Genomic DNA, 25632 nt, shown 5'->3' with positions numbered 1-25632 from the left:
AGGAGGTGGTTAGCCCTTGACGGCTGATTGGGTGAGGCTGGCGATGATCCACCGCTGGGCCACGAGGAAGACGATGAGCGCGGGGGCGATGGCGATGGTGGTGGCAGCCATCACCTGGGCCACGTTCCCGGCACCGTAGGGGCCGAGCATCAGGACCAGGCCCAGCGGCAGGGTGGCGGTGTCCGTGCTGTTGAGGAAGATCGACGGCGCGAAGTAGGCGTTCCAGGAGCCCAGGAAAGTGATGACGCCCAGGGTGCTAACGGCGTTCTTGGCCAGCGGCAGCGCGATCAGCCGGTACGTCTGCCAGGCGGTGGCGCCGTCCATGCGGGCGGCGTCGATGATTTCCTGCGGCAGCCCCAGGAAGAACTGCCGCAGCAGGAAGACGCCCAGCGCGCCGGTGATGCCGGGCAGGATCAGGCTGAGCGGGTTGTCCAGCAGTCCGAAGGTCCGCATCAGCAGGAACAGCGGAATGATGGTCACCTGCGCCGGAACCATCAATGAGGACAGCAGGCCCACGAAGATGGAGTTGCGGCCGGGGAACTCCAGCTTGGCGAAGGCATAGCCGGCCATCGGCGCCGTGATGATCATGCCGATGCTGACGGCGATGGCGATGACGGCGCTGTTGAGCATGTTCCGCAGGATGGGCACCGGCCCGCTGACTGCCGCGGCGTAGTTGGACCAGTCCCATTCGGTGGGCAGCCACTGCGGCGGCAGGTCGTACGCGTGGCTGGCGTCGCGAAGCGACGTGGTGAACATCCACAGGAACGGGGCGATCATTCCCACCGCTCCGATGACCAGCAGCGCAACTGAAACGGACTTCCCGACGCCGGGCCGCCGTCGTACGGCTTTCCCGTTGCCTGCTTTTCCGGCACCTCCGCGGGAGGGGAGGACCGGGACGTTGAGGTTACTCATTGTTCACCCATGACTTTCGAAGGCGGAATTGCACCAGCGTCACCAGCATGATGATGAGGAACAGGGTTACCGCGATGGCTGAGGCGTAGCCCATATCGAACTTGTTGAAGGCCACTTCGGCGATGTACATCACCACGCTGCGGCTGGCGTCACCCGGGCCTCCCCGGGTGAGCACGATGATCGATTCGTAGATCTGGAACGCGCCGATGATGGTGATGGTGATGTTGAAGAACGTGGCCTGGCTGATCATCGGCAGGACGATCCTGCGGAAGACCTGCCACTCGTTGGCACCGTCCATGCCGGCGGCCTCCACCATGTCCTTGGGGACTTCCTGCAGGGCCGCCACGAAGATCAGCATCGCGAACCCCACGTTCCGCCAGGTGTCCACGATGACCACGGATGCCTTGGAGAACTCGGAGCTGTTGAGCCAGTCGATCCGTTCCCCGCCCATCGCGGTGAGGTAGTAATTCAGGATGCCGGTGTCCTTCTGGAACAGTGCCTGCCAGATGATGGAGACGTAGACCAGGGCCACCAGGTAGGGGAAGAAGTACGCCGAGCGGAAGACGTACGTCAGGGCCCGGGGGAGCCGCTGGTTGATCAGGACGGCGAACAGGAGCGCGAAACCGTTGATGAGGACGACGGCGGCACCCACGTAGAGGACCGTGTTGCCGTACGTGGTGGCCAGGCGTTCGTCCCGGAACATGCGTACGTAGTTGTCCAGGCCGACAAACTTGGGTGCCGTGAGGATGTTGTATTTGGTGAGGCTCAGGTAGAGGGCCGCCACCAAGGGTCCCAGGACGAAAACCAGGAACCCGATGACGGTGGGTGCCGTGAACGCGTACCCGGTGAGGGCTTCCCGACGGCGGGCCGCGCTGCGGTGCCCGGGGCGGCCCCCGCGCCCTGTTGGGGGCGCAGGGGGCAGCTGGGTTGTGGGGGCGGTCAGTGTCATTGCTGCAGCGCCTCCTCAACGTCCTTTTGGGCCTTCTCCAGTGAGGAGCCGATGTCCTGGCCGGACATGATCTCGTCCATGGCCCGCATGAACGCCGGATCCAGCACGTTGTAGGCGCGGGGGGCGGCTACGGGCTTGGCGTAGGAGAGGGAGTTGTAGAACTCTGCGGCGTGCTTGGGGGAGGCCAGGAACTCCGGTGATGAAGCGGCGGTCTTGGTGGACGGAACGGCGGCGCCGGCGTCGGCCCATTTTTTCTGCGTCTGCTGGTCGGTGAGCATCTTGATGAACTCCCAGGACAGCTCCGGGTTCTTGGACGTCTTGGAGACCGCGAACGCTCCGGCGCCGAAGACCGTGGACTTGGTGGTTCCCTTCGGCCACGGAAGGATGTCGTAGTCTTCGAAGCCTGCCTTTTCGAACCCGCCGGTGACGAAGTGCCCGGCGCCGGTCATGGCTGCCTTGCCGGCGGGGAACAGCTGGTAGGGGTCAGATCCCTTGGGCTGGGGCGACACTCCGTGCTCGGTGACAAGATCGCGGACCCAGCCCACGGTTTCCTTGACCTTTTCGTCGGTCAGCTGGGCGGTTTGCAGGTCCTCGCTCATCATCGACGTGCCGTTGGAGTACAGCCACGGGGTGATGCCGAAGGAGTAGTACGGCATGGCGAAGCCGTAGACCTTGTTGGCGCCTGAACCGGTCGTCAGCTTCTTGGCGATCGCCAGGAAGTCGTCCCAGGTCCAGTCATCGCTGGGCCGCTCGATGCCGGCGGCCTCGAAGATCTTGGTGTTGTAGTAGATCACCATGGTGTTGAACGTGTTGGGCATCAGGTAGGTGGAGCCGTCCTTGCTGAACCCTTCGAGCAGCTTCGGGTCGATGTCCTTGCGCAGGGATTCTGCCTCGGGGTCGTTCTTGAGGAAGCCGTCCAGGGGAGTGAACAGCTCGTTGGCCAGGCCCAGCTCCACACCTTCGGTGGCGATGTTGATGACGTCCGGGGCCTGCCCGGCGGCGGCCTGCGTCACGAGCTTGTTGACGTATTCGGTCCAGGTGGTGATGGGGGTGAAGTTGTTGTTCACCGTCACGTTCGGGTACTTCTCTTTGAAGCGTTCGGCGACGCCGTCGTACACGGCTTTGTCTCCCGGGTCGCCCCAGTTCGAAACGGAGATGGTGGCGGTGATGTCCTTCGCCGGGGCCGAGTAGGGTCCGTCTGCCGCCGGTGCGGCGGAATCCGTGGCGCTTCCGCAGGCGGTGAGGGCCAGCAGGGCCGCGGCTGCCGCCGAGGCGATGGTGGTGCGGACTGTTTTTCTCATGTGATGCTCCTTTGCATGCGGCGCGGGATGCGCTGATGGAATGCGATGGGGTTTGTAGAGCAGTTACTGGTGGAGCTGTTGTTCGGTGGAGCGGCGGAACTCGATCTCGGATTCGAGCCGCAGGATCTTGGTGGGGGCGGAGGGGTTCTCGAGGCGCCGCATGAGTAAACCCACGGCGTTCTCGCCGAGCCGGAATGCCGGTTGGCGTACGGTGGTGATCTGGGGCTGGAACAGGTCCGGGTAGGTAAAGCCGTCGAACGTGGCGAAGGCCATGGTCCCGGGCACCTGCAGCCCTTGATACTGGACTGCACGCAGGGCTCCTGCCGCCAACACGGTGCTGCAGGCCAGGATCGCCGTCGGACCCGCGGCGGAGCCGTCAAGCAGCGGCCGGACCCGGTCAAACGTTGCCGCCGCTGTGACCGTGCCCTCGCACAGCAGGCTGGCCGGTACCTCCAGTCCGCGCCTGGACATGGCGGCGCGGAAACCGTCATGGCGCTCGCGGAGCGAGGAGACCCGCAGGTCGCCCGAGATGAGCATGATCCGTTCGTGGCCGCGGTCCGTGAGGTGGTCAACCAGGGCTGCCATGGCGGCCTGGTTGTTCACCCCCACCTGGTCCACGTCCAGGTCCGCGAGCCGGTCCAGCAGCACCAGTGGCTTCTTTTCGTTCCGGATCCGCTCAAGCAGCCCGGCCTGTGAGCCGGCTGCCCTCGCGATGATTAGGCCGTCCACGCGGCGGTCCAGAAGTGCCTCCACCGCGGCGCGTTCCCTGGCGGGATCTTCCGCCGAGTTCGCCAGCAGCAGGGACAGGCCGAGCTGCGCTGCGGCCTCCTCCACCCCGTGCACCATGTCCGCAAAGGCCGGCTCCCCGGCGTCCGAGACAACGAGGCCGATGGAGTCTGTCCTGGAGCGGCGCATGGAACGGGCCAGCACGTCCCGCCGGTAGCCCGTCGCCTGCACCGCACTCATGACGCGGGCCTTAGTCTCGGGTTCGACGTGCCGGGTTTCGTTGAGGACGTGCGACACAGTGGACGTCGAAACACCGGCAAGTGATGCGACATCGACGATGGTTGCCACTGCGCCTCCTTCAAGAAAAACGTTTGCGCGAACGTTTCGATAGTAGAGGCAAACGTTTCGATGTGCAATGGGTCACAGAAAGAGATGTGAGGTTTCTCAGCGCAGGGTGGGTTGCGCTGATCCCGGACGCGACGGCGGCGCGCCCCCACACTCAGGGGACGCGCCGCCGTCGCGGGTGTTTAGAACCTATGCCGGTGAGTGAACAGCAACAGAAGCGCGCTCAATTGCGGGGCACGCGATCTTCACGGCGGAGTCATTCGGTGCGCCGTCCAGGCCCAGCAGCATGCGCACTCCTGCCGCACCGAGTTCGTAGTGGGGCAGCGAAACCGTGGACAGCGGCGGGCGAAGGTGAGCGGCGATGACTTCCTGGTTATCGAAACCCACGACGGCAATGTCGTTCGGGATGGAGAGCCCATTTTCCCGCAGGCCGTCGTACAGTCCCATGGCCATCCGGTCGTTGTAGCAGTACACGGCTGTGACGTGGCGCTTGAGCAGCTCGTCGGTAGCGCCGTATCCGCCTTCCTGATCGGGATAGGCTTCCATCACCAGGTCCGCGTCGAATGGAATTCCGGCAGCCTCCAGGGCATCTTTGTAGCCCTGTAGCCGGCCGTCCTTGGCAGGCGCCGGGATGGTGGCATTGATGAAAGCGATGCGCCGGTGGCCGCCGCGAAGCAGGATTTCCGTGGCGGAGTGCCCACCCTGTACTTCGTCGGGTACGACAGCGCGGGCCGCCCCGGGCTCTGGAGAGAAGCAGTTGACGAGGACGAAGTCCGCTTCGCGCAAGGTATCCGGGATGTCGGTTGGCCGATGGAACCAGGTGGAGTAGAGGATTCCGCGCACCTTGTATTCGAGCATCATGGCGATGGCGTCCTTTTCAAGCTCGCGGTTGCCTTCGGTGTTGGCGATAAGAAGGGCGTACCCGTGCTTCCAGGCTTCGTCCTGGGCGCCGTGGATGATCTGGCCGGCGAAGGGGGTGGTGGCGACGCCGTCTGCGACCAGCCCGATGAACCGTGAGGTGCCGCTGACCAGGGTCTTGGCCAATGCGTTGGGGCGGTAACCGAGCTGCCGGATCGCGTCGTTGACTCGTTGCCGCGTCTCATCCGCTATGCGGGCATTCTTCTTCTTGTTGATGACCAGCGAGACCGTGGCGGTGGACACGCCGGCTGCTTCAGCGACCTCGCGGAGGGTGACTGGATGGGCGGTGCCCGTTCTGACAGGAACGTCGGGGGTGGCCGCTTTGCCTGAATTTTTCTCCTGCGAAATCATGTGCCCTCCATCAGGAGTATATCCGTCTGCCGCGGCCGTCATCCCTTCGTCGCCCCGCTTTCCAGGCCTTGGATCATTGCTTTGTTCAGCACGAGGAACACCAGCAGCAGGGGCGTGATGGTGACGCAGACGGCCGCGAACGTGGCTGTCCAGTCGGTCTTGCCCATCGCGCCGATATAGTTCTGCAGGCCCAGCGGAATGGTCTTCAGTTCCTCGGAGAGGACGAAGGTGTTGGCGAAAATGAAATCGTTCCAGATGAAGATGCTGTTGACCAGCACGACTGTCACGACGGTATTCACCGAAAGGGGGAGGGTGATGAGTCCGAAGATGCGGTACGGACCTGCTCCGTCAAGAGAGGCGGCCTCGTACGTTTCCCGCGGGATGTACTCAAAGAACGAGGAGAAAAGGTAGATCGACATCGGAAGGGCGAAGCCGGCCAGAGGGATGATCATCGATGGGTACGTGTCGAGCAGGTTGATGGTCGAGTAGTCGATGAAGAGCGGCACAAGTGCGATCTGCACGGGCACGATGATGCCGATCAGGAAAAGGCTGCGGACGAATTTGCTGAAGCGGAAGCCGAGGACCTGCAGGGCGTAGGCGGCCATCATGCCCAGGAGAACAATCAGGAGGTTGGCACCCATCGTGACGATGAAGCTGTTGAGGATGTTCATTCCGAGGTTGCCCGTTTCGAAGGCGCGGGCGTAGTTATCGAAGGTGATCGCCTTGGGAAGCGCGAAAGGGTCGCCGGTCGCGAAGTCATGTTCGGTGCGCAGGCTCGTGATGAAGAGCCAGGCCAGAGGGTAGACCTGCACGATGACGATGAGGGCGATGATCACCTTTGACAGCGTGCTGTGGAGGCTGGGCGGCCGCCGCCTGCGGAGTGGCGGCGGGCTGTCTGCTGGGGCCGCAAGTGGCCTTGTAACAGGAGCTGCTGGCGCGGTCATGCGTCCGCCTTTCGTTTGAGCATGAAGAGAATGAGTCCGACGGCGACCAGGCACTCGACGACGATGAAGACGGCGATGGTGCTGGCGTATCCGAAGTCGGTGCTCGTGAAAGCCGTCTTGTACATGTAGGTGGTCAGGAGCTCCGAGGACTGTCCGGGGCCGCCGTTTGTCATGAGGTACGGGATGTCGAATCCGCGCAGGCCGTAGGTGGTTGCCATGATCGTGGTGGTGATCCAGACGGGCATGATGTGCGGGAAGCGGATCTTGGTGAACAGTTGCCACCGCGAGGCGCCGTCGAGGCGGGCGGCTTCCTCAAGTTCCTGCGGGACGGACAGCAGCGCCGCGTAGATGATGAGCATGTAAAGGCCGGTGAACCGCCAGCCCTCCGGGGCCGATACTGCGGTGAGGACGCTGTTGATGTCCGAGAGCCAGGGGCGTTCAAGAGCGCCGAGGCCGATCCAGTGCAGGAGCTGGTTGAGGAGGCCCACCGGTTCAATGGAGTAGATGCGCACGAAGAGGAACGCGATAGCCACGGTGGAGATCACCGCCGGCAGGAGGTAGAGAGTTTTGATGAGCTCGCGGCCGCGTCGCATTGAGGTGAGGAGGCTGGCGACGAGCAGGGCGCCGCCGAGTTGCAGTACCAGGCAGATGGCGAGATAACCGAGGGCGTTGAAGAAGGAGCGCCAGAAGATGTCGTCTGCCGTGAGCATCCGCACGTAGTTGGCGAGCCCCACGAACTCCATGTCGCTGATGCCGTTCCAGGAAAAGAAGCTAAGAAACAGCGACTGCATGATGGGGAACAGCACCGCGACGCCGTACAGCAGCAGGGGTGGGAGCAGGAAGACCAGGACGGAGAGTCGTGACCTGTTGGGGAGCATGGCTGGCCTTTCGGGTGGGGGCCGTAGCCCCCACCGCTGTGATTACTTGAAGAACTTCGGGGCGTTCTGCGCGATGGTGCTGTCCATCGTGCTGGTGAACTGTTCTGGCGTGATGTTGCCTTGGACCAGGAGCACGAGCTCCTGCTGCAGCCTGCCGTTGGTAGTCGGGTCGAGCTGCGTGTCCCACGGCATGGCCTGCTTTTCCCCGAGGTCGTTGGCCTTCTCCAGGGCCTTCTTGTACAAGGGCGTGGCGTTGGCCGGTACGGCCGTCTCGACGTTGGTGGTCGGCGACAGGGCGCCGGTGGCCGCGTATTCGGACGGGTACTTCGTCAGGGCGAACTTCAGGAAGTCGCTCACGAGCGGGTCGTAGGTCTTGGAGTTGACGGCCATGCCGATCCCGGACGGGGAGACGAACTCGTTGGCGGCCGTGACGGATCCTGCAGTCGTGGGCAGGGTGAAGAAGTCGATGTCCCCACGCACTTCAGGATTCAGCTTGTCCGTCGCCAGGCTTGGCAGTTCCCAGGTACCGATGTTGTACATCGCTGCCTGTCCGGAGGTGAACTGGTTCTGGGCGTCGGAGTAGCCCTGGGATGAGAAGCCGTCCTGGAAGCACTTCGCCTTGCCGAGCGACGCCAGCCATTCGACGGTCTTCTGCCCTGCGGGGTCAGAGAACTTCGCTTCGCCCTTCTTGAGCTTTTGAATGAAGTCCGGCCCGGCTTCACGGAAGGGCTGGTAGGCGATGTACCGCTCCAGAGGCCATTGGTCCTGGCCGTCGATGGCAATAGGAGTGATGCCGGCGGCCCGCAGGGCGGTGCACATGGCGGGGATGTCATCCAGGGACTTCGGCACGGAGACCCCGGCCTTCTGCAGCAGGGCCTTATTGTACCAGACGAACTCCAGCTCGAACTGGAACGGAATCATATTCAGGGACCCGTCGTCGAACCGTTGATAGTCCAGCGCGCTGGGCCTGTAGTCGTCGTAGACGTCCAGGGACTTCAGCAGCTTTTCGACGTCGACCATTTTCCCTTGTTTGGCCAGCTGTTGGGCGAAAGGCGTGGCATCGGTGTCGAAGAGCTCGGGGAGTTTGTTGGCCGCAGCCAGCGTCTCAAGCTTTTGGATGTAAGAGGGCCGGTCGGGGGTGGTGATGAGGTTCAGCGCGAAGCCGGGGTGGTCTTTGGCGTACTCGTCGGCGAGCTTCTTCATGATGTTGATGACGGCCCCGTCAGCCGGCCGGGAAAGCAGCCACGAGATTTCACGGGCTTTGATCTCCCCGGTGGGGCTGACGTTGGATGGGTCGCTGGACCCTCCGCCGCCGCAGGCTGTCAATGCCAAGGCTGCGACGGCGGCGACGGCGGCAGCACGGATTAGTTTTTTCATTGCGGCAATCTCCCTTGATTGGAACAGAGGTTGGGGTGGGGATACTCAGGTGTCGGTGCGCTTACGTATCTCAAGTTCGGTGATCGCGACGGATCCTTCGCCGGTGAAAAGGCCGATCCGTCCCGCGGGCAGGTCGTAGACCCGGGTGCTGAGAGCTACCTGACGGTCGACGACGGCGACGCACAGGTCGCCGTCGACGATGACCTCCAGGGTGTGCTCGCCCGGAGCAAGGTCGCACGGGCGCTCCAGCTCGATGTCGAACGGAACGTCCCCGGACACGTGCCATTGGGCCTCTCCTGTGATGGCCCGTGGCCAGCGGTCGAAGACGAGCCGGCCACGTTTCGGTTCCAAGCGCAGAATGTAGGACTGGTCCCCGTCCTGACTGGAGCGCAGCAACAGCCCGCATTCGGTGGTGTTGGGGGCGATGTCCAGCACTGCCTTGGCGTAGAACTGGCTGGGCAGTTCTTCGTCGGAAGTGACAGCGGCATACCCGTCCGGAACGTCCAGCCGTGTCGGCAGGTCGTTGGTCAGGGATACCGGGATGTCTTCCCAGAAGCTGCCCACGAGTTCATCGGCGAAAGAAAATCCCAGCGTTCCGTCCGGGTTTTGGCGCGCTTCCAGAACGGCCATCGTGCCGGCCCACTGCCAAGGTCCCTGATCGGTGTCGTCTTCCTTGCTGGCGATCCAGCCGAAGAAGAAGCGGCGTCCCTCGCGCTCTGCTGTCTTGGAGGCGTAGAACGCGCGGCCGTCGATGCTGTCCAGGTTCGGCACGGTCCAGGGCCCGTCGGGGCTCTTGGCCATGCGGTACCGGGTGGTGAACGATTCCGAGAACTCGGAGTACACCATGTACCACCAGTCGCCCCAAGCGAAGACGTCGGGGCATTCATGCGTAATGTAGCGGCGCGGATCCCAGAAGGGTTCGGTGTGCTGCCAGGTCATCAGGTCACTGGACACGCACTGGGCGATGACACCCCGCCGCCGTTCAGGCCCGTCGGAATGCCGTGCCGCCAACAGCATCCGCCACTGGCCTTTGCTTTCATCCCTGAACACGAAAGGATCCCGCCAGTCCCCGGGCTCATACCCCTCCGGAGCGCCAAACGTGAGTTCCGGGTGCTTCACCCACGTCTGCATGCCATCCGTGCTGGAGGCGTGCATGACCAGCTGCAGGGGCAGACCGTCAGGGCCGAGATTTCGGGGGTTCTGGCCTGTGTAGAACAGGTGGTGAAGGCCGGTATCGTCGACGACGATACTGCCCGTGTAGGCATTAAAGTCCAGATCCATTTCGCTGCCGTGATGCAAGGAAACGCCATGGTCCTCAAACTGCGTGAGGTCCTTGGTGGTGACGAGGTTCCATGAGGTCCCGGGTTTCGGATCCGAGCGGTCTTCGTGAAGGTAGAAGAGCCAGAACTCTCCATCCTTCTCGAAGGGGATAAGGTCCCCAACCCATCCGTCGTTGGGCTGGAAGAAGACTGAGCGTTTCATCTGCGCTGATGTCCATTCTGCTAAAGCGTTTGATCACTAGGAAGGTAGCGTTAATGCGCTGGGTGATCAAGCGTTTTAGCAAACTTTTTCTTTGCTTCCGGTGCTCTCAGCTCAGCAAGACCCCTGAGTGCACCGGGCCGTTCTGGGAAAGTAAAAAACTCGTGATTAAACGCTTGACCATGGCCTCCGAATCCGACTATCGTCCTGCGTAACCGGTGAGTCCCAGCCCGTCGACATTTAGCGGACGGCATTTTTCAGGGACACCGGTCGACGTTTCTCACCCCGAAGATCGCGCACTGTTGCTGCCCGGGACCTTCCCATGTCCCAGCCCGATGCGCGTCCGCTACCACCACGTTCAGCTGGCTATGGCGCCCGCCGAACCTTGAGAGGAAACCAATTTATGAGGCACGAAACCTCACGACGCACTGTCCTGCAGGGTGCAGGCGTCGGGGCCCTTACCTTTTTTGCCAGCAGCGCCGTACCGGCAGCGCACGCCCAGTCATCCCTGCGGGCGGTCTATCATATGACTCCGCCCTCGGGCTGGCTGTGCGACCCGCAGCGCCCCGTATATACCAACGGCGCTTATCAGCTCTACTACCTGCACTCCGGGCAGAATAATGGCCCGGGCGGATGGGACCACGCCACGACCAGTGATGGCGTGTCTTTCACCCACCAGGGCGTGGTGATGCCCTTGCAGCCCGATTTCCCGGTGTGGTCGGGATCGGCCGTCGTCGACGCCGCCAACACCGCTGGCTTCGGCGCCGGGGCGGTGATCGCACTCGCGACACAGCCGACCGACGGGATCCGCAAGTATCAGGAGCAGTACCTCTACTGGTCAACCGACGGCGGCTACACCTTCACCACCCTCCCTGACCCGGTGATCGCCAACACCGACGGCCGCACCGCCACGACACCAGCCGAGATCGAAAACGCAGAGTGGTTTCGCGACCCCAAGATCCACTGGGACGAGGTACGCAGCGAATGGGTGTGCGTGATCGGACGGGCACGCTACGCGGCCTTTTACACCTCGCCGGACCTGCGGAACTGGCAGTGGAAATCCAACTTCGACTACCCGAACCATGCCCTCGGCGGGATCGAGTGCCCCGATCTGTTCGAGATGATCGCTGGCGACGGCACACGGCATTGGGTACTCGGCGCGAGCATGGATGCCTACAGCATTGGCCTACCGATGACCTATGCGTATTGGACTGGCGCCTGGAACGGCACGGCGTTTATCGCCGACAACCTCACACCGCAGTGGCTCGACTGGGGCTGGGACTGGTACGCAGCTGTCACGTGGCCATCGGTCGAGGCGCCAGAGACAAAACGCCTTGCAATCGCCTGGATGAACAACTGGAAGTACGCGGCCCGGGATGTACCCACCGATGCATCCGACGGGTACAACGGGCAGAACTCGATCGTGCGGGAACTGCGGCTCGAGCACCAATCGGGCGGCTGGTACAGCCTGCTCAGCGCCCCCGTTGAGGCGCTTTCGGGCTACGTCACCGCGACCACCACGTTCCCTGAGCACAGGGTCAACGGCAGTTCCGTGCTGCCGTGGAGTGGGCGCGCCTACGAGCTCGAGCTCGACATCTCATGGGACGCGGCTACGAATGTTGGGGTCTCGGTCGGCCGCTCCCTAGACGGATTGCGTCATACGAACGTTGGCAAGTACGGCGGCGAGCTTTACGTCGACCGTGCGCCCTCAGACCAGAACGGCTACTCGCTCGCGCCTTACTCGCGTGCTGCCGCACCTATTGACGCCAACGCGCGATCGGTGCACCTGCGCATCTTCGTTGATACACAGAGCGTCGAAGTGTTCGTGAACGCCGGGCACACGGTGCTGTCGCAGCAAGTGCATTTCGCCGACGTCGACACCGGTATCTCGTTTTACGCCGACGGCGGCCCGGCGGACTTCACCGGAATTAGAATCCGCGAGTTCGGCAGCCCCATCTAGCTGCTGAGCCCGGGCCCCGGCCTTTAGGACGCCGGGAGCGGGCCGGTGGAGGCGCGGTATTCGATGGTCGGCGACAGCCGGACAACGGAGGTCTCGGCCGACTTGTCGGCGATGCGCTTGGTCAGCAGCTCGGCGGCGGTGGCACCCACCTGGAATGCAGGCTGGCGGACGGTGGTGAGCTGGGGCTGAAACAGATCCGCGTAGGCGAAGCCGTCGAACGTGGCGAAGGCGATGTCGTCGGGCATCCGAAGTCCCCGCTGCTGGATGCGCCGCAGCGCGGCCGCGGCCAGCACGGTGCTGCATGCGATGACTGCGGTGGGCGGCGCGGATGCTGACAACGCTTCCTCTATCCCGGCGTCGGCCCCTTCCTGGCCGGCGGCGGTGACGGTGAGCTGGTCCGACGGCGGGATGCCGGCTGCCGTCATGGCGTCCTGGAAGGCGCTGTGCCGTTCCCGCAGTGTGGACACCCGGGTGTCCCCGGCCACCAGCAATATCCGGTCGTGTCCCTGCGAGGTGAGGTGCTGGACCAGTTCCTTGATGGGCGCGGTGTTTTCGACGCCCACCTGGTCGAAGGTCTCCTCGGACAGCCGGTCCATCAGTACCAGCGGCGTGTCCTGGTTGGCGAACTCGGCCAGAGCCTCCGGGCCGGAGCCGGCGGCGCGGGCCAGGATCAGGCCGTCCACCCTGCGCTCCAGGAGTGCCCGGACGGCGCGGGCCTCGCGTTCCGGGTCCTCGGCGGAATTGGCCAGGAGGAGGGTGATGCCCTGGCTGGCGGTGGTTTCCTCCACGCCTCGGATCATCTCGGCGAAAGCCGGCTCTCCGCCGTCGGAAACAATCAGGCCGATGCTGTCGGTCCGGGAACGCCGCATGGCGCGGGCCAGGGCGTCCTGGCGGTAGGAGGTTTCCTCGATGGCTTTGAGGACGCGCTGCCGGGTCTCGTCGCCGACGTGCCTGGTGCCGTTCAGGACGTGCGAAACGGTGGAGATGGACACGCCGGCCAGCTGGGCCACTTTTACCATCGTCGTCATCGTTGCCGCCCTCGGTGAATCTTTACGCGAACGTTTCGCGCCGCATTCGCCAGTTTACAGACGGGCGTCCGGCGCGGAACTCGCCGGGCCCCAGGAGCTGAGGCCGGCCAGGCCCGCGGCCGCCGCCGCGCTGAGCACCACCGCCCCCAGCCAGAGCGAAGGCGGCCAGCGGATCGCATCCGTCACCGCGAAGGCGACGAGCTGGCCTGTCCACAGGAGCGCCGCGATGGCCGCCGTGACCGCAGGCAGGCGCCTGCTCAGCCAGTCGTCGGGGAGCCGGAGCAGCAGCAGGTCGGCCACCAACGCCGCCAGAGTGGCGCCGCCTGCTCCGGCGATCGCGTACGGCTGCAGGCCGACCATCACGACGGGCAGCCAGGCCGCCGCCGCCACCAGCATGGTGACAATCCCGCGGGCCGGGCGCCGGGTGGCCGAGAGCGTGAAGAGGAAGGGCGCGATGATCAGGGCCGTCGTCAGCAGGTAGCTCGTCAGGCTGACGACCACCGGCAGTTCCGCCTGGATGCGGCCGGGCGTACCCACCGGCATCGGCGTGAAGAGGGCCGTCGGCCCCGGCCGGACGAAGGCGGAGCAGTAGATGAGGAAGAACGCTCCCAGCCCGGTCAGCAGGACGACGGCGAACAGCGCCGCCGGGGTCCACGCAAAGTTCCGGGCGGGCCCGGCCGCGCGGGCGCTCCGCACCGCGGTGCCCAGGATGAGGAAGAGGCTGAAGCCGAGCAGCAGGTGGGTGGGGCTGACCAGGGCATCCAGCGACACTTCGAGGCCCAGCAGTTCGTGCCACAGCAGGTCCAAGGCGCCGGCGGTGGCAAAGAGAATGACCCCGGCCGCTGTTCCGCGGTAGCCGGGCGGAAAGGCCTGCCGCAATGGTTGCCCGGGCGCCCGGTTCCGGAAGATCACGACGGCGGTCCACGCCGCCGTGGCGAGCATGCCGGAGTAGAGGGCGGCGTGCCAGGGCGTGAAGAACGTCTCGAGGCCGGGGACGTTGAGGTGCGCCCAGCCGTCGAGGAACACGGCCAGCAGCAGCCACAGGCTGAGGAGCTCTGTCACCAGGTCGCGGAGTCCGCCGGCCTCGCCGTTCATTGTCGCCATCGTCCAGCGAGCACTACTGTCCGGCCACCAAAGACGGTACCGCTGAGCCGGGGGCTGCGATCATTCCAACCGTAATTCCGCTGGCAATACTGCCGGCAGTCAAAGTGATTACCTCGGGCGGGCCGCCCGGGCCTTGGTCGCTATACCACTGGTCTGACGTCCCGCTCGTCCCGCCGAGGAACTTGACTGTATAGTCGCCTGGCGGCAGGCCCGTCAGCTCGTAGATTCCCTCCACCCGGACCTGGGTCTCCCGCACGACCTTATGGTCCGCGTTATATGCCTGGACGCTGACCAGGCTGTACAGCGTCCCGGACGGAGCACCGATGCCTCCGATAATCGCCGCCGGGCCGACTCCGGGGGTGAGGCCGAGCGGCGGAACGTCGACGGGTTTGTCGCGGCAGATATTGGTGTGGGCCTCGTCGAGCTGTGTCATGAGCGCCTCGTATTCGGCAGGATCGACGCTGAGGTTCCATCGGGCTTTAACCCACACCCAATCTGTGGCGTAGTTGCAGTGGGCGCCGTGGTAGGGCGGCCACCAGTCGGCAGGGTCCGACGATCCCCGCTCTTCGTTCGTTGTGGCCGTCAGGACCCTCAGTGAAATGCTGTTGGACAGGTCATTTGCGAAGTCGCGGCGCTGTTTGGCTGTCCACGCCCACGCCCCGGAGTACCAGGCTTCTTTCAGGGGAACCATGTGCGCAACATCTACCTCAGCACGGTTTACCAAGACCGTGGTATCCCATACGGATACCCACTGGGGATTGAGCACCATGCAGGGTGAGGCCAGTGTTCGGTCGCTGGCCCCGGCGATTATGACGCGTTCCCGGGTAGTGCACCCGTCCGCTCCGACTACCGGGTATTCAAATGCGGACTCATGGAATTCAGGACCCGCCGGCGTCCGCCTGACCAAGGTGTTTAGCAGGGCCTGGCCGGTGGTGTATCCAGGGAACGGGTACCCAGTCAGGAGCGAGGCGGGGCTTTGGCTGGTTCCGTCTGTCGCGCCGGGCAGCGGCTGGGCGGAGTTGGCAGTTCCGCTCACGCTGAACGCCAGGAAGATGGCTGCCGCCAACACGGTCCAGTGCTTCATAGCTCGCTTCATCGCAATGCCGACCTTTGCACGTTGTGGTTGTGCCCGGATCGTACTCCGCCGCAGACGGCTGCAATAGCCCTGAATCATGAACGCATGGGGCGAGGGTTTCATCGAGTTCGCTGCAGAAATGCAATTGATTTCCGGCTCGACGTCACCACGGTCAGCTGGTGATTACCGCTTTCTACATCACCTCGGGCGCCGCCCAGTCGCTGATAAGGGCGTTCGCTGACACCTTCGGGCCGCCGTGGCTGTTCATTGGGTGGCTGGTGTCCTGCGCGGGCGGTTGTCTCTGCCGCCGAACTTCGTGTTCGTCTGCGTCGCTCGTGCGCTGACGCCGCCAAGACGGAGATGGCGTACCCCCCGTCGCGTCGTCGCATCTGAATGCGTGGGGAACAAGCGACCTAGGGGCGGCTCTCTATGCTAGATGACCGTTTCCAGGAATCTGTACCACGCTCCAGGTTTCCGCTGGAACCCTCTGGCTGAAAGTGACAATTCCAGAGTGCGCCGGAGCGGGTGGGGAGACAGCATTATCGCCTCGTTTCTGTGTCCGAGTCTGTATATCTCGTCCCTCGTTGGAGGCCTATTGCTTTTCCGGCCGTTGCAGGCCGCATGCACGGGAGCGAGATTCCATACGGAGTCGAGATCCAGCGAAGGATCCGCTACGAGACTTCCTCGCTTCATGAGCGAGAACGGGAAGACATGGTCTATCGCTACACGATCCGCTTCTGGAATCGGGTCATTGCAGATTAGGCAGCGACCGTGCTGGAACCCGATGACAGCCGGGCCCAGTCCAGCAACGGGCCTACGACGTCGTTTTTCGACGAGCGTTCCAAGAACAAGATCGATCCCTAGCCCTTCGCCGATCAGGCTCAGCCCCACACCGCTCTCGAAGGAAGTTTCTACGATCTGCCAACGGGCATTGAGTTCTGTACCCAAATTATGCGCCTCCTCAGAACCGGCTATAGCCATCAGAGAGTCGGTGAATTCCACCACAACCTCGGGCCCGCTCGCTCTGAGATTGTAAAAGCGGTGGGGAACCTCTACGCCGCCCCTCAGGTTGTGAAACTTTTGCATGACCATGCCGGGCATAGAACGAACGGCCGCCTCGACGAGAGCTTCTGTAGGTGAACCCGTCAAGAGAGTTTCTTCAGCCTGTTCTCGAACGCAAGAGAGGAAGTCTCCCGGTGCCAAGGCTCCCGATATTCTTGCCTGAGGGGCCACCGCTGCGTGTTTGACCATGACTCGGGCGTAACCTTCGGCCAGGTCGCGTAAGGTCACCGCTGTACGTCCTTCCTTGGCATAGTCAAGGAGCGACGCCCCCAGAGCGAATTTGTAGGTTCGTGTGTTTGCACCCATCAAGATAGCTAGGCGCCACGCCGTTGCTGCCGTCGAATGTGCCGAGTAAAACGTCATCGTTAAAGTATCTCGAAAGGAGAATGTTTATGGGCAAGCTGGTTAGGGACGGAATACCGGAAATCATGCGAGCCGAGGGGATTGAACCTGATACTCGAATACTGGAAGAGGACGAATACCTAGAGAGTCTTTTCGAGAAACTCCTTGAAGAGGCTCGTGAACTTCAGGGGGCGGCTCCCGCTGACCGGCTGGAAGAGGCAGCTGACGTGCTCGAAGTACTAGCGACCATTGTCAGAAATCTAGGCCATGAGATGCCTGACGTGGAACTGCGGGCCGAAGCGAAAAGAGCACAGCGCGGGGGATTCGCAGCTCGGATCTGGTTGGAGAGGTGGTGATATGCGAGAGCGCAGACCGCGAGCGACCCTGGCTCGTCGTGCTGGTGTGTCCCTGACGATAGGCTGATCCAGCAGAACACGCAGTACTCACGAAAGCGAGACACCGACATGGTCGCAATGTGGGGCATCCACAATGACGCCTTATCGAACGAGCTACTCGACCATGGATTCATCAGCATCGGGTGGGCGGAAATTCCTGATATTCGCTCTATAGGCAACGATCGAGAACTTCTGAAAAAGGCGCTGGAGAAGGCCTATCCGGAGGCAAAATCCGGGGCAATACCCGTGTGGGCCGGGATCCTCTTACGTTTCGCGCATGAAATTAAACAGGGTGACATCGTCATAGCACCTTATCGTCCTGACGGCACTCTCAACTTCGGCATCGTCACGGGCGATTACACATACCGCCAAGATGTGCCGGTACATCCGCACCGGAGATCAGTCCGGTGGATAAAGACTGGTGTCTCTCGTGGTCTCTTCCCCCAGAAGGCCTTGTATGAAATCGGTTCGGCACTCACCTTGTTCCGAGTCAAGAAGAATGTCCATGTTTTCGAGAACTTCTTAGAGTCTGGTGCGGAAACCGTGCCACGGGGAGCGCCAGAAGCTGTGGAAGCGGAGGCCGTTGACGAATGGATAGAGACGGAACCGAGCGCTGCGAGGTTGGACCAGTTCACGCACGACTTCATCCTGAAAACGCTGCTCGAAGGGCTTTCCCATGAGGAATTTGAGCACTTCACGGCCGACCTTTTACGGGCGATCGGCTATCAGGCGCGCGTAACGCCATATTCGTCAGACGGTGGCATCGACGTCATTGCGCACAAGGATTCGCTGGGGCTCGAGCCGCCGCTGATCAAGGTGCAGTGCAAACACACGAGTGCACAGCAGTCCCGGCCCGATGTCCAGAGGCTCAGTGGAACGCTCGCACATGGCGAACTCGCCCTGTTCGTTTGTCTCGGCAGCTTTAGCAAAGACGCGGTGGGCTATGAGCGGGAACGGCAGAACTTGCGCTTGCTGACTGGAGCAGACGTCGTTGAACTCACCCTTACTAATTACGAGAAGTTGCCGCCGCGATGGAAAACGCGGATGCCTCTCCGCCAGGTGTATGTAGTTGACCGCGCCAATGAGGGGCGCTGATGCGGTTCTGGCCAATCTGGTGAACGCTGCCCGCGGGACAAGCCCGGGCTTCCCAGCGGTCAAGGACGCCGACCTGACGAAGGTTACGTCGTAGCCTGAGGCAACGATGCCTTTGTATGCGCGAGACTGTAAGGCGTGAGCAACTCTCCCCGCACGGGCCTCGCCGTGGCCGGCCTCAGCCTGGGCACGTCGCTGAACCCGCTGAACTCGTCGATGATCGCCGTCGCCCTGGTGGTGCTGCGCGAGGATTTCAGGCTCGACGTCGCCACCGTCACTTGGGTGATCACCGCCTTTTACATCACCTCGGCTGCGGGCCAGCCGCTGATGGGTCGGCTGGCTGACAGGTTCGGGCCGCGGCGGCTCTTCATGCTGGGCATGGCGCTGGTGGCAGTGACCTGCGCGCTGGCTCCCTTCTCGCCCAATTTCGTGTTCGTCTGCATCGCCCGCGCGCTCATGGCGCTGGGAACCGCGACGGCGTACCCGAGCGCCGTCGTCATGGTCGGTGAACTGGCCAGGCAGGCGGACGTGTCAACGACGCGGCCGCTGGGCCGCATTCAGATGGCCAACACGTCCGGGGCCGCAGTGGGCCCGGTGGTGGGCGGGCTGCTGGTGAGCCTGGTCGGCTGGGAGGCGCTGTTCCTGATAAACGTGCCGCTGGCCCTCGCCGCCCTGCTCCTAGTGCGGAGGTTCGCGCCGGATGACCACGCGCGGGAGCAGGGCAGCCTCGCCAGCCTGCTGCGTGACTCCGACATTCCCGGCATCCTCGCCTTCACGGGCGGCATGGTGCTGCTGCTCATGGGACTGCTGGACGCGCTGCCCGGTTTCCGCTGGTGGCTGCTGGGCGGTGCCATGATGCTGGCCGTGCTGTTCGCCTGGCGGGAGCTGAGCTTCAAACGCCCGTTCCTGGACCTCCGGCTGCTGGGCCGGAACCGGCCGCTGCTGCTGGTGTACCTGGGCTTCACGGTGTTCAGCGGCGTCTACTACTTCGCGTTCTTCGGCCTGCCGCAGCTGCTGCAGGAAACCGGTGGCTATGACCCCGGCGTGGTGGGCCTGCTGATGCTGCCGCTGGCGGCGATGTCCGTCGTCGTCACGCCGCTCGCCGCGCGCGCGATCGACCGGTTCGGCGTACGGCGGGTGCTGATCGCCGGCGTCGTACTGCTTACTCTGGCGGCAGCGGCGCTGTGGCTGCTGACGGCGTCGTTCGCCGTCCTGCTGGTGCTGGCGCTGACCGCCCTCATGGGCGTTCCGTACGGGGCGGTCGCCATCGCCTCCAACCAAGGCCTGTACGTGTCCGCCGCGCCGGGGGACAGGGGAGTGGCCGCCGGGATCTATCAGACCTGCCGGTACGTCGGTGCCATCGGGGCCACCGTGATGATCGGCATCTTCTATGGCACCGGAGTGAACCAGGAGAACTGGGGCCGGATGGTGCTGGTGATGCTGGGCCTCTGCGCGGTGACGTTCGCGGTGTCGCTGCTGTGGCGGGAGCGGAAGGCGGCGTAGCGCCACTACTGGGAAAGGCGCCGGTTGCGTGCCTGGCGCGCCAGCCGGCTGAAGGCATAGACGAAGACGGCCTCGATCATCACCATCAGTCCGACTAACAGCCACTGCCCCTGGCTGATGAACACGATCACGCCCGCGAGGACCAGCAGGGTTCCGAGGACCAGGGCGTACACGGCGAACCCGAACGCCACCCTTGCACTTCGCACGCCGGTGCGGAAGCCGAAGCCCTGCGGTTGACCTCCGGGTATCCCCTCGACGCGGTCGGGCACCGCGGGCGGGAGCCTGTCGAACTCTTCCCACGGATCCCGGTGCTGATCCTGATCCGTCATGCTTCCATTATCCCGCGCCGCCGGACAGCCCGGCCCGGTTCCGCGCCCGGCATCGTACTTTACGCCGTCGTCATCGGACTTCTTGCGCGGTGCGGGCGAGCAGACAGAACTCGTTGCCTTCGGGATCACTGAGAACAACCCACGTTGCGTCGGACCCTTGGCCCACGTCCGTGGGTTGCGCACCGAGGCCGAGGAGTCGCTCAAACTCGTCGGCTGTCGATGTGCCGTCGGCGCGGAGGTCGAGATGCAGCCGGTTCTTGACGGACTTGCTCTCTGGCACTGGCACCACGTCGATTGTGGGCCATGAGCCATCCGGTGGCGAGATGCTGATGACGCCGTCGTCCTCGTCGACCACATGCCAGCCGAGGACGTTGCACCAGAAGTCGGCCACCACGCGCGGCTGTACGGCGTCGATCACGATGGCCGCTATCCGACTGGACATGGCACCATCCTATGCAGGCCGTGAGCTGGCCGTGAACGTGACCCGCGGGTCTGCAGGGCCGGTTCCGTCAACAGGGACTCAGCCCCGCAGCACCCACACGGCGTTGTCCGGCTGCAGCCAGCCGTCACGCTCCAACGGAACGGCGCTGGCCAGCACGGTCCCGCCCGGTAGCGGCACCGGCTCCGTTCCCATCGCGACGGCGACGAGGAACCTCGGGCTGCGCTCGCAGAGCAGCAGGTTCCCGGCCTCCACCCGCCAGGTGCCGCCGTCGTCAGCGGTGAACACGCCCTGTTCCCACAACCGACGGCGGAGTCCGACGGCGGCAGTCACCAGGGCGAGCATGGATCCCGGGTCCTGCTGCTGGGTTTCGACCGCGTGGCCGCCCCAGCCGTCGGGCTGCGGCAGCCACGGCGGGGCAGGAGAGCCCGACGGCGAGCCGGCCCGTTCACCGGCGGAACCCAGCGTGAAGCCGTGGTTTCGTGCCGGGTCTTCGGTCCAGGGCAGCGGGACGCGGGCTCCGTCGCGGGTGATCCCGCCGCGGACCCACATCGGGTCCACGCGGGCATCCACCGGGACGTCGACTTCGGGCAGGCCGAGTTCCTGCCCCTGGTACAGGTACGCTGCGCCGGGCAGGCCGAGCAGCGCCAGCACCGCAGCCCGGGCACGCCGGGCGCCGAGAGCCCCGCCCCCAAACCGCGTCACCGAACGGACGATGTCGTGGTTCTCCAGCGCCCAGCTGGGCGCGGCGCCGTGCAGCTGCCGGGCGGCCTCCAGCTCCGCCCCCACAGAAGCCCACGCCGCCGGGTCCCAGCCGAGCTTCACGAAGGCGAAGGCGAACGCCTGGTGCATCTCGTCGGCCCGGGTGTAGCGGGCGGCGCGGGCAGGTTCCAGGTTGACCTCGCCCACCAGCAGGCGGTGCGGCTGGTACTTCTCGGCGAGGGTCCGCCAGCGGCGGTACACCTCGTGGACCTCTTCCTGGTCCGAGACCAGGGGATTGGACCGGAGCCCGTCCACCACGGCGGTGGCGGCCGGCGCGTCCGGCAGGCCGTCCGCCTTGAACAGCGCATGCGCAACGTCGATCCGGATGCCGTCCACGCCCTTGTCGAACCAGAAGCGGAGCACGCCTTCGAAGTAATCGCCGACGGTGGGATTCCGCCAGTTCCAGTCGGGCTGGCCGGAGGAGAACAGGTGCAGGTACCACTCCCTGTCGGCCGCCGGGCTGTCGCCTTCCGAATCCGGGTCCGCGCGGCTCCAGGCCCGGCCACCGAACACGCTTTGCCAGTTGTTGGGCGGCAGGTCGCCGGGGGAGTCCGGGCCGGAACTGCGGCCCTGGACGAAGTGGAACAGTTCCCGTTCCGGCGAGCCAGGGCCCGCAGCGAGGGCCTGCCGGAACAGCGGGTGGGCCGACGAGCAGTGGTTCGGGACGACGTCGAGCAGGATCCGCAGGCCCAGCGAGTGGGCGAGATCCAGCAGCCGGTCGAACTCGGCCATGGTGCCGAAGAGCGGGTCCACGCCGCAGTAGTCGCTCACGTCGTAGCCCTGGTCCACCTGCGGGGAGGGCTGGAACGGGGTCAGCCAGATGCCGTCCACGCCCAGTGAAGCGATGTACGGCAGGCGGGCGGCGAGCCCGGCGAGGTCGCCCACGCCGTCGCCGTTCCCGTCCGCGAAGGAGCGCGGATACACCTGGTAGATGACCGCGGACTGCCACCACGCGGCGTCGTGCGCTTCTTCGGAAGCGGCGCCCAAAGGCGCCCCGGCGGCAGAACCGGAACCGCTCATTTGCCGGCCCCTGCGGTGAGGCCTTCCACGATCCGGCGCTGGAAGATCAGCACCATGATCACCAGCGGAACGGTGACGATCACGCCGGCGGCCATCTGTTCGCCGAACGGTGCCTGGAACTCGGTGGCGCCGGTGAACTTGGAGATGGCGACGGTGGCCGTCTGGATTGTGGGGTCGTTGATCATCGAGAGGGCGATGATGAACTCGTTCCAGCTGTGGATGAACGTCAGGATGGCCGTGGTGAACACGCCGGGCGCGGCCAGCGGGAGCAGTACCTTCCGGAACGCCTGCCACTTGCTGCAGCCGTCGATCATCGCCGCTTCTTCGAGGTCGAACGGCAGCTGTTTCATGAACGTGGTCAGGTTCCAGACGGCGAGCGGAATGGCGAAGGACAGGTTGGGGATGATCATGGCCTGGTAGGTGTTGATCCAGCCGAGGTCCGTGAAGAACCGCAGCAGGGGCACCACCACCGAGATGCCGGGGAACATCGACGTCGCAATGATAACGCCGAGGATCACGGACTTGAACCGGAAGTTCAGCCGGGAAATGGCATAGGCGGCGAACACGCCCATTACCAGGGCCAGCACCGTGGTGGTGCCGGCCACGATCAGGCTGTTGAGCAGGGCCTGGCCGAACATGGTGGAGCCGTCGAACACCTTCACGTAGTTCTCGAGGGAGAACGGCGCGGGCAGGAGGGTGTTGTCGAAGATGTCCGCGGTGCGGCGGAGGCTGGAGACGAGCATCCAGTAGAACGGCGCCAGGCAGTAGGCGAAGACCAGCACCAGCCCGGCGTACACGGAGTAGGAGCGCCAGGTGCGCTTTTTCGGCGCGGGAGAAGCGTCCGACGCCGGTGCGCCGGCCTTGCGGGCACGTTTCCCGCCGTGCTGCTTGCCTTCGCGCTTGCTGTCGGTGCCGAGGCTGTTGAGTTCGGTGATGGTCATCGGGTGGCCTCGGCCTTCTGTGAACGGGTTGCCTTGCGCTTCTTGAGGCCGAGCTGCTTTCCTCCGGTGATGTCCGCGCCCAGCACCTTCACGAACACGATGGCGACGACGGCGACGTACAGGAAGAGGACCACGGCGAACGCGGAGGCGGAGCCGTAGCGGAGCTGGTTGGATTCGTCCCAGGCGAGCATGGAGAGGGTCTCCACGGATTCCTTTCCGGGGCCGATGAGGACGAACGGGAGATCGAACATCCGCAGGGCGTCGAGCATGCGGAACAGCACGGCCACCAGGAGCGTGGGCTTGACCAGCGGGAGGGTGATGGAACCGAGCTGGCGCCACCAGCCGGCGCCGTCGATCCTCGCGGCCTCGTACACTTCCTCGGGGATGATCTGCAGGCCGGCCAGGACCAGCAGGCCGATGAACGGTGCGGTCTTCCACACCTCGGCCACGATGATGGCCACCTTCGAGGCGGTGCCTTCGGCGGTCCACAGGATTTCGCTGCCCAGCAGGCTGTTCGCGATGCCGTCCGACTGGAAGATCCAGCGCCACAGCAGGCCGGAGACGGCGGTAGGCACAGCCCACGGCACCAGAATGCTGGCGCGGAGGAAGGACCGGCCGCGGAAGGCCCGGTTCATGGCCAGCGCCAGGCACAGGCCAAGGACGGTTTCCAGCAGCACGGTGGTGATGGTGAAGAACGTGGTGTTGGAGAAGGCGTTGAGGAAGCGCTGGCCGGACTCGCCCACGAACAGGTCCGCGTAGTTGGCCAGGCCCACGAAGGCCTCGCCTTCGGTGACGAACCCGTCCGCGTCCAAGCCGGACTCGGCCCGGTAGAGGGACTGGTGGATGGCCGAAAGCAGGGGATACACGATCACCAGCGCCAGAACCAGGAGGGTGGGGGAGAGCAGCATGGCGGCCATGCGGCCCTCGCCGGGCGTGCGGCTTTTCGTGTTCCGGGTCGGCGGGTTCTTCAGATCCTGCGAGGCGGGGGCGGTAACGGTGGCTGTCATTTTGCGGTGATCTCTTCGAGCTTTGCCTGCATGTCCGCCAAGGCGGTGTCCGTGTCCTTCGCGCCGGTGAGGGCGGCGTAGGCCTCTTCCTGGATGGCTTTGGTGGTGGCTCCGTACTGGACCACCTTGGGGCGGGGCTGGGCGCTGGTCAGGGATTCGAGCAGCGTGGGGAAGAACGGGCGCTTGGCCACGATGGCCGGGTCCTCGTAGAGCGCGGCGTAGGCGGGGGCGCGGGAGCTGAGGGCCAGGCGCTTCTGGGCCTGTTCCTGGCTGGTGAAGAACTTGATGAACTCCAGGGCCGTGGCCTTGTTCGGGGTGAACGGGGAGACGGCCAGGTTGCGGCCGCCGAGGGTGGAGACGCCGGTGCCCGTGGTCCCCGGGATGGAGGTGATGCCGAACTTGCCGGCCACCTCGCTGGAGCCGTCCGTGGCGCTCAAGGATGAGTAGAGGAACGGCCAGTTGCGCAGGAACACCAGTTTGCCGTCCTGGAAGGCGCGGCGGCCCTGTTCCTCGAGGTAGGTGATGGCGTCGCTGGGGAAGAGTCCGTCCTTGAAGCCGTCCACCAGCTGCGAGAGGCCCTGCTTGGCTTCGGGGGTGTTGACCGTCGGCTTCCCTTCGGCGTCCACGATGCTGCCGCCGGCGGAGGCCACGGCTTCGGAGAAGTTGACGGTGAGGCCCTCGTTCTTGTCGAACTGGCCGGCGTAGCAGGACATGCCCCTGGCTGCGGGGAGTGCCAGCACCTTCGCGCAGGCGGCCTTCATCTCGTCCCAGGTCTTGGGCGGGGCGGCCACGCCGGCGGCCTTGAGGAGGTCGGTGCGGTAGTAGAACAGTGCGCCGTCGGTGTAGTACGGGGCGCCGTAGAGGGTGTCCCGGTACTTCGCGGCGTTCACGGTGGCGGGGATCATGCGGTCCGTGGGGATGGCGTCCGCGGGGAGCGGGAGCACCCATTTGTTGGCCGCGAATTCGGAGTTCCACACGACGTCAAGGTTGAGCACGCTGAACGTGTCCGACTTGATCTGCGCGTTCTGTACGAGCTGCTGGCGCTGCTGGTCGGCAGAGTCCGGGAGCTCGATGAACGTGACCTTCTCATCCGGGTGCGCGGCGTTCCATTCGTCGATGCTCTTCTGCGCGGCACCGGAGGCGTCGCGGGAGGAGACGTAATTGATGGGACCCTTACCTTCGAACGCCGCGGCGGCGCCGGCGCCGGCCTTGGGTTCCGCGGCGGATCCGCCGCAGGCCGTGAGCGAGACGGCTGCGGCCGTCACGAGTGCGGTGGTGGTGAGAAGAGTCTGCCAGGTCCGGCGGCGCTGCCTCATGTGTTGCTCCTTCAATGGGTTCTGTCTGTTGTGGCACTTGGTTTTGGGCATGGGGGAGTACGACGACGGCGGCACGC

General features: G+C 64.5%; 23 protein-coding genes. 4 read left to right on the top strand and 19 right to left on the bottom strand.

Features of this window, described 5'->3' with window-relative positions:
* Nucleotides 1–9: 9 nt before the first annotated feature.
* The 9 genes from AC5RUM_RS17150 to AC5RUM_RS17110 all read right to left on the bottom strand — a co-directional run bounded on the left by AC5RUM_RS17150 (nucleotide 10) and on the right by AC5RUM_RS17110 (nucleotide 10183).
* The gene (locus AC5RUM_RS17150) at nucleotides 10–912 is read right to left on the bottom strand and encodes a carbohydrate ABC transporter permease (RefSeq protein ID WP_494036070.1); all 903 of its coding nucleotides are present in this window, start codon (nucleotides 910–912) and stop codon (nucleotides 10–12) included.
* Entirely contained in the window at nucleotides 905–1861 is a 957-nt protein-coding gene (locus AC5RUM_RS17145) for a carbohydrate ABC transporter permease (RefSeq protein WP_494036069.1), read from the bottom strand. Before AC5RUM_RS17145 ends, AC5RUM_RS17150 begins: the two co-directional genes overlap by 8 nt.
* Nucleotides 1858–3162: an ABC transporter substrate-binding protein gene (locus AC5RUM_RS17140; RefSeq protein WP_494036068.1), complete on the bottom strand. Its 1305-nt coding sequence runs from the start codon at nucleotides 3160–3162 to the stop codon at nucleotides 1858–1860. The genes AC5RUM_RS17145 and AC5RUM_RS17140 overlap by 4 nt, the downstream gene beginning before the upstream one ends.
* 63 nt (nucleotides 3163–3225) lie before the next feature.
* Nucleotides 3226–4236, bottom strand: coding sequence for a LacI family DNA-binding transcriptional regulator (locus tag AC5RUM_RS17135; RefSeq protein ID WP_494036067.1), 1011 nt, complete (start codon nucleotides 4234–4236; stop codon nucleotides 3226–3228).
* A gap of 186 nt (nucleotides 4237–4422) precedes the next feature.
* The gene (locus AC5RUM_RS17130; protein ID WP_494036066.1) at nucleotides 4423–5502 is read right to left on the bottom strand and encodes a LacI family DNA-binding transcriptional regulator; all 1080 of its coding nucleotides are present in this window, start codon (nucleotides 5500–5502) and stop codon (nucleotides 4423–4425) included.
* A 38-nt stretch (nucleotides 5503–5540) separates the two neighbouring features.
* Nucleotides 5541–6446, bottom strand: a complete 906-nt coding sequence (locus AC5RUM_RS17125) for a carbohydrate ABC transporter permease (RefSeq protein WP_494036065.1) — start codon at nucleotides 6444–6446, stop codon at nucleotides 5541–5543.
* Entirely contained in the window at nucleotides 6443–7324 is an 882-nt protein-coding gene (locus tag AC5RUM_RS17120) for a carbohydrate ABC transporter permease (RefSeq protein WP_494036064.1), read from the bottom strand. Before AC5RUM_RS17120 ends, AC5RUM_RS17125 begins: the two co-directional genes overlap by 4 nt.
* 42 nt (nucleotides 7325–7366) lie before the next feature.
* The gene (locus tag AC5RUM_RS17115) at nucleotides 7367–8701 is read right to left on the bottom strand and encodes an ABC transporter substrate-binding protein (RefSeq protein WP_494036063.1); all 1335 of its coding nucleotides are present in this window, start codon (nucleotides 8699–8701) and stop codon (nucleotides 7367–7369) included.
* Nucleotides 8702–8746: 45 nt separating this feature from the next.
* Complete coding sequence (locus AC5RUM_RS17110; protein ID WP_494036062.1) at nucleotides 8747–10183, bottom strand: glycoside hydrolase; 1437 nt, start codon at nucleotides 10181–10183, stop codon at nucleotides 8747–8749.
* A 400-nt stretch (nucleotides 10184–10583) separates the two neighbouring features.
* Here AC5RUM_RS17110 and AC5RUM_RS17105 point away from each other — a divergent pair, with 400 nt between their 5' ends.
* Entirely contained in the window at nucleotides 10584–12140 is a 1557-nt protein-coding gene (locus AC5RUM_RS17105; RefSeq protein ID WP_494036061.1) for a glycoside hydrolase family 32 protein, read from the top strand.
* 23 nt (nucleotides 12141–12163) lie between these two features.
* Here AC5RUM_RS17105 and AC5RUM_RS17100 read toward each other — a convergent pair whose 3' ends face one another.
* The 4 genes from AC5RUM_RS17100 to AC5RUM_RS17085 form a co-directional block, all read right to left on the bottom strand.
* Nucleotides 12164–13168, bottom strand: coding sequence for a LacI family DNA-binding transcriptional regulator (locus tag AC5RUM_RS17100; RefSeq protein ID WP_494036060.1), 1005 nt, complete (start codon nucleotides 13166–13168; stop codon nucleotides 12164–12166).
* Between the two features lie 54 nt (nucleotides 13169–13222).
* On the bottom strand, nucleotides 13223–14263 hold the full coding sequence (locus tag AC5RUM_RS17095) for a hypothetical protein (RefSeq protein WP_494036059.1): 1041 nt from the start codon (nucleotides 14261–14263) through the stop codon (nucleotides 13223–13225).
* Between the two features lie 22 nt (nucleotides 14264–14285).
* On the bottom strand, nucleotides 14286–15356 hold the full coding sequence (locus AC5RUM_RS17090; protein WP_494036058.1) for a GmrSD restriction endonuclease domain-containing protein: 1071 nt from the start codon (nucleotides 15354–15356) through the stop codon (nucleotides 14286–14288).
* Between the two features lie 423 nt (nucleotides 15357–15779).
* Nucleotides 15780–16598, bottom strand: coding sequence for an HNH endonuclease family protein (locus AC5RUM_RS17085; protein ID WP_494036057.1), 819 nt, complete (start codon nucleotides 16596–16598; stop codon nucleotides 15780–15782).
* A 203-nt stretch (nucleotides 16599–16801) separates the two neighbouring features.
* Between AC5RUM_RS17085 and AC5RUM_RS17080 the strand changes: the two genes are divergently transcribed.
* The 3 genes from AC5RUM_RS17080 (at nucleotide 16802) to AC5RUM_RS17070 (ending at nucleotide 19741) form a co-directional block, all read left to right on the top strand.
* Nucleotides 16802–17107: a nucleoside triphosphate pyrophosphohydrolase gene (locus tag AC5RUM_RS17080; protein ID WP_494036056.1), complete on the top strand. Its 306-nt coding sequence runs from the start codon at nucleotides 16802–16804 to the stop codon at nucleotides 17105–17107.
* A gap of 108 nt (nucleotides 17108–17215) precedes the next feature.
* Nucleotides 17216–18241: a restriction endonuclease gene (locus tag AC5RUM_RS17075; RefSeq protein WP_494036055.1), complete on the top strand. Its 1026-nt coding sequence runs from the start codon at nucleotides 17216–17218 to the stop codon at nucleotides 18239–18241.
* Nucleotides 18242–18376: 135 nt separating this feature from the next.
* On the top strand, nucleotides 18377–19741 hold the full coding sequence (locus AC5RUM_RS17070; protein ID WP_494036054.1) for an MFS transporter: 1365 nt from the start codon (nucleotides 18377–18379) through the stop codon (nucleotides 19739–19741).
* A gap of 5 nt (nucleotides 19742–19746) precedes the next feature.
* On the opposite strand, the gene AC5RUM_RS17065 is transcribed toward AC5RUM_RS17070, so the two are convergent.
* The 6 genes from AC5RUM_RS17065 to AC5RUM_RS17040 all read right to left on the bottom strand — a co-directional run bounded on the left by AC5RUM_RS17065 (nucleotide 19747) and on the right by AC5RUM_RS17040 (nucleotide 25555).
* A complete protein-coding gene (locus tag AC5RUM_RS17065; RefSeq protein ID WP_494036053.1) occupies nucleotides 19747–20070 on the bottom strand; it encodes a hypothetical protein in 324 nt (107 codons plus the stop codon).
* Between the two features lie 70 nt (nucleotides 20071–20140).
* Nucleotides 20141–20512: a VOC family protein gene (locus tag AC5RUM_RS17060; RefSeq protein WP_494036052.1), complete on the bottom strand. Its 372-nt coding sequence runs from the start codon at nucleotides 20510–20512 to the stop codon at nucleotides 20141–20143.
* A gap of 78 nt (nucleotides 20513–20590) precedes the next feature.
* Nucleotides 20591–22291 carry an alpha-amylase family glycosyl hydrolase gene (locus AC5RUM_RS17055; protein ID WP_494036051.1) on the bottom strand — a complete coding sequence of 567 codons (1701 nt, stop codon included), beginning with the start codon at nucleotides 22289–22291 and terminating at the stop codon, nucleotides 20591–20593.
* Nucleotides 22288–23232: a carbohydrate ABC transporter permease gene (locus tag AC5RUM_RS17050; RefSeq protein ID WP_494036050.1), complete on the bottom strand. Its 945-nt coding sequence runs from the start codon at nucleotides 23230–23232 to the stop codon at nucleotides 22288–22290. Before AC5RUM_RS17050 ends, AC5RUM_RS17055 begins: the two co-directional genes overlap by 4 nt.
* Nucleotides 23229–24239 carry a carbohydrate ABC transporter permease gene (locus AC5RUM_RS17045; RefSeq protein WP_494036049.1) on the bottom strand — a complete coding sequence of 337 codons (1011 nt, stop codon included), beginning with the start codon at nucleotides 24237–24239 and terminating at the stop codon, nucleotides 23229–23231. Before AC5RUM_RS17045 ends, AC5RUM_RS17050 begins: the two co-directional genes overlap by 4 nt.
* On the bottom strand, nucleotides 24236–25555 hold the full coding sequence (locus tag AC5RUM_RS17040; protein WP_494036048.1) for an ABC transporter substrate-binding protein: 1320 nt from the start codon (nucleotides 25553–25555) through the stop codon (nucleotides 24236–24238). The genes AC5RUM_RS17045 and AC5RUM_RS17040 overlap by 4 nt, the downstream gene beginning before the upstream one ends.
* Nucleotides 25556–25632: the final 77 nt, after the last annotated feature.

This window comes from Arthrobacter sp. B2060, from assembly GCF_059090445.1.
The sequence above is the reverse complement of the archived record's forward strand: the minus strand, read 5'-3'. Positions and strand labels throughout refer to the sequence as shown.

What these genes read in the sequence shown, in the direction of transcription:
- AC5RUM_RS17150 (WP_494036070.1), bottom strand. Translation starts at nt 912, where the DNA reads ATGAGTAACCTCAACGTCCCGGTCCTCCCCTCCCGCGGAGGTGCCGGA.
- AC5RUM_RS17145 (WP_494036069.1), bottom strand. Translation starts at nt 1,861, where the DNA reads ATGACACTGACCGCCCCCACAACCCAGCTGCCCCCTGCGCCCCCAACA.
- AC5RUM_RS17140 (WP_494036068.1), bottom strand. Translation starts at nt 3,162, where the DNA reads ATGAGAAAAACAGTCCGCACCACCATCGCCTCGGCGGCAGCCGCGGCC.
- AC5RUM_RS17130 (WP_494036066.1), bottom strand. Translation starts at nt 5,502, where the DNA reads ATGATTTCGCAGGAGAAAAATTCAGGCAAAGCGGCCACCCCCGACGTT.
- AC5RUM_RS17125 (WP_494036065.1), bottom strand. Translation starts at nt 6,446, where the DNA reads ATGACCGCGCCAGCAGCTCCTGTTACAAGGCCACTTGCGGCCCCAGCA.
- AC5RUM_RS17120 (WP_494036064.1), bottom strand. Translation starts at nt 7,324, where the DNA reads ATGCTCCCCAACAGGTCACGACTCTCCGTCCTGGTCTTCCTGCTCCCA.
- AC5RUM_RS17115 (WP_494036063.1), bottom strand. Translation starts at nt 8,701, where the DNA reads ATGAAAAAACTAATCCGTGCTGCCGCCGTCGCCGCCGTCGCAGCCTTG.
- AC5RUM_RS17110 (WP_494036062.1), bottom strand. Translation starts at nt 10,183, where the DNA reads ATGAAACGCTCAGTCTTCTTCCAGCCCAACGACGGATGGGTTGGGGAC.
- AC5RUM_RS17105 (WP_494036061.1), top strand. Translation starts at nt 10,584, where the DNA reads ATGAGGCACGAAACCTCACGACGCACTGTCCTGCAGGGTGCAGGCGTC.
- AC5RUM_RS17100 (WP_494036060.1), bottom strand. Translation starts at nt 13,168, where the DNA reads ATGACGACGATGGTAAAAGTGGCCCAGCTGGCCGGCGTGTCCATCTCC.
- AC5RUM_RS17095 (WP_494036059.1), bottom strand. Translation starts at nt 14,263, where the DNA reads ATGAACGGCGAGGCCGGCGGACTCCGCGACCTGGTGACAGAGCTCCTC.
- AC5RUM_RS17090 (WP_494036058.1), bottom strand. Translation starts at nt 15,356, where the DNA reads ATGAAGCACTGGACCGTGTTGGCGGCAGCCATCTTCCTGGCGTTCAGC.
- AC5RUM_RS17085 (WP_494036057.1), bottom strand. Translation starts at nt 16,598, where the DNA reads ATGGTCAAACACGCAGCGGTGGCCCCTCAGGCAAGAATATCGGGAGCC.
- AC5RUM_RS17080 (WP_494036056.1), top strand. Translation starts at nt 16,802, where the DNA reads ATGGGCAAGCTGGTTAGGGACGGAATACCGGAAATCATGCGAGCCGAG.
- AC5RUM_RS17075 (WP_494036055.1), top strand. Translation starts at nt 17,216, where the DNA reads ATGGTCGCAATGTGGGGCATCCACAATGACGCCTTATCGAACGAGCTA.
- AC5RUM_RS17065 (WP_494036053.1), bottom strand. Translation starts at nt 20,070, where the DNA reads ATGACGGATCAGGATCAGCACCGGGATCCGTGGGAAGAGTTCGACAGG.
- AC5RUM_RS17060 (WP_494036052.1), bottom strand. Translation starts at nt 20,512, where the DNA reads ATGTCCAGTCGGATAGCGGCCATCGTGATCGACGCCGTACAGCCGCGC.
- AC5RUM_RS17055 (WP_494036051.1), bottom strand. Translation starts at nt 22,291, where the DNA reads ATGAGCGGTTCCGGTTCTGCCGCCGGGGCGCCTTTGGGCGCCGCTTCC.
- AC5RUM_RS17050 (WP_494036050.1), bottom strand. Translation starts at nt 23,232, where the DNA reads ATGACCATCACCGAACTCAACAGCCTCGGCACCGACAGCAAGCGCGAA.
- AC5RUM_RS17045 (WP_494036049.1), bottom strand. Translation starts at nt 24,239, where the DNA reads ATGACAGCCACCGTTACCGCCCCCGCCTCGCAGGATCTGAAGAACCCG.
- AC5RUM_RS17040 (WP_494036048.1), bottom strand. Translation starts at nt 25,555, where the DNA reads ATGAGGCAGCGCCGCCGGACCTGGCAGACTCTTCTCACCACCACCGCA.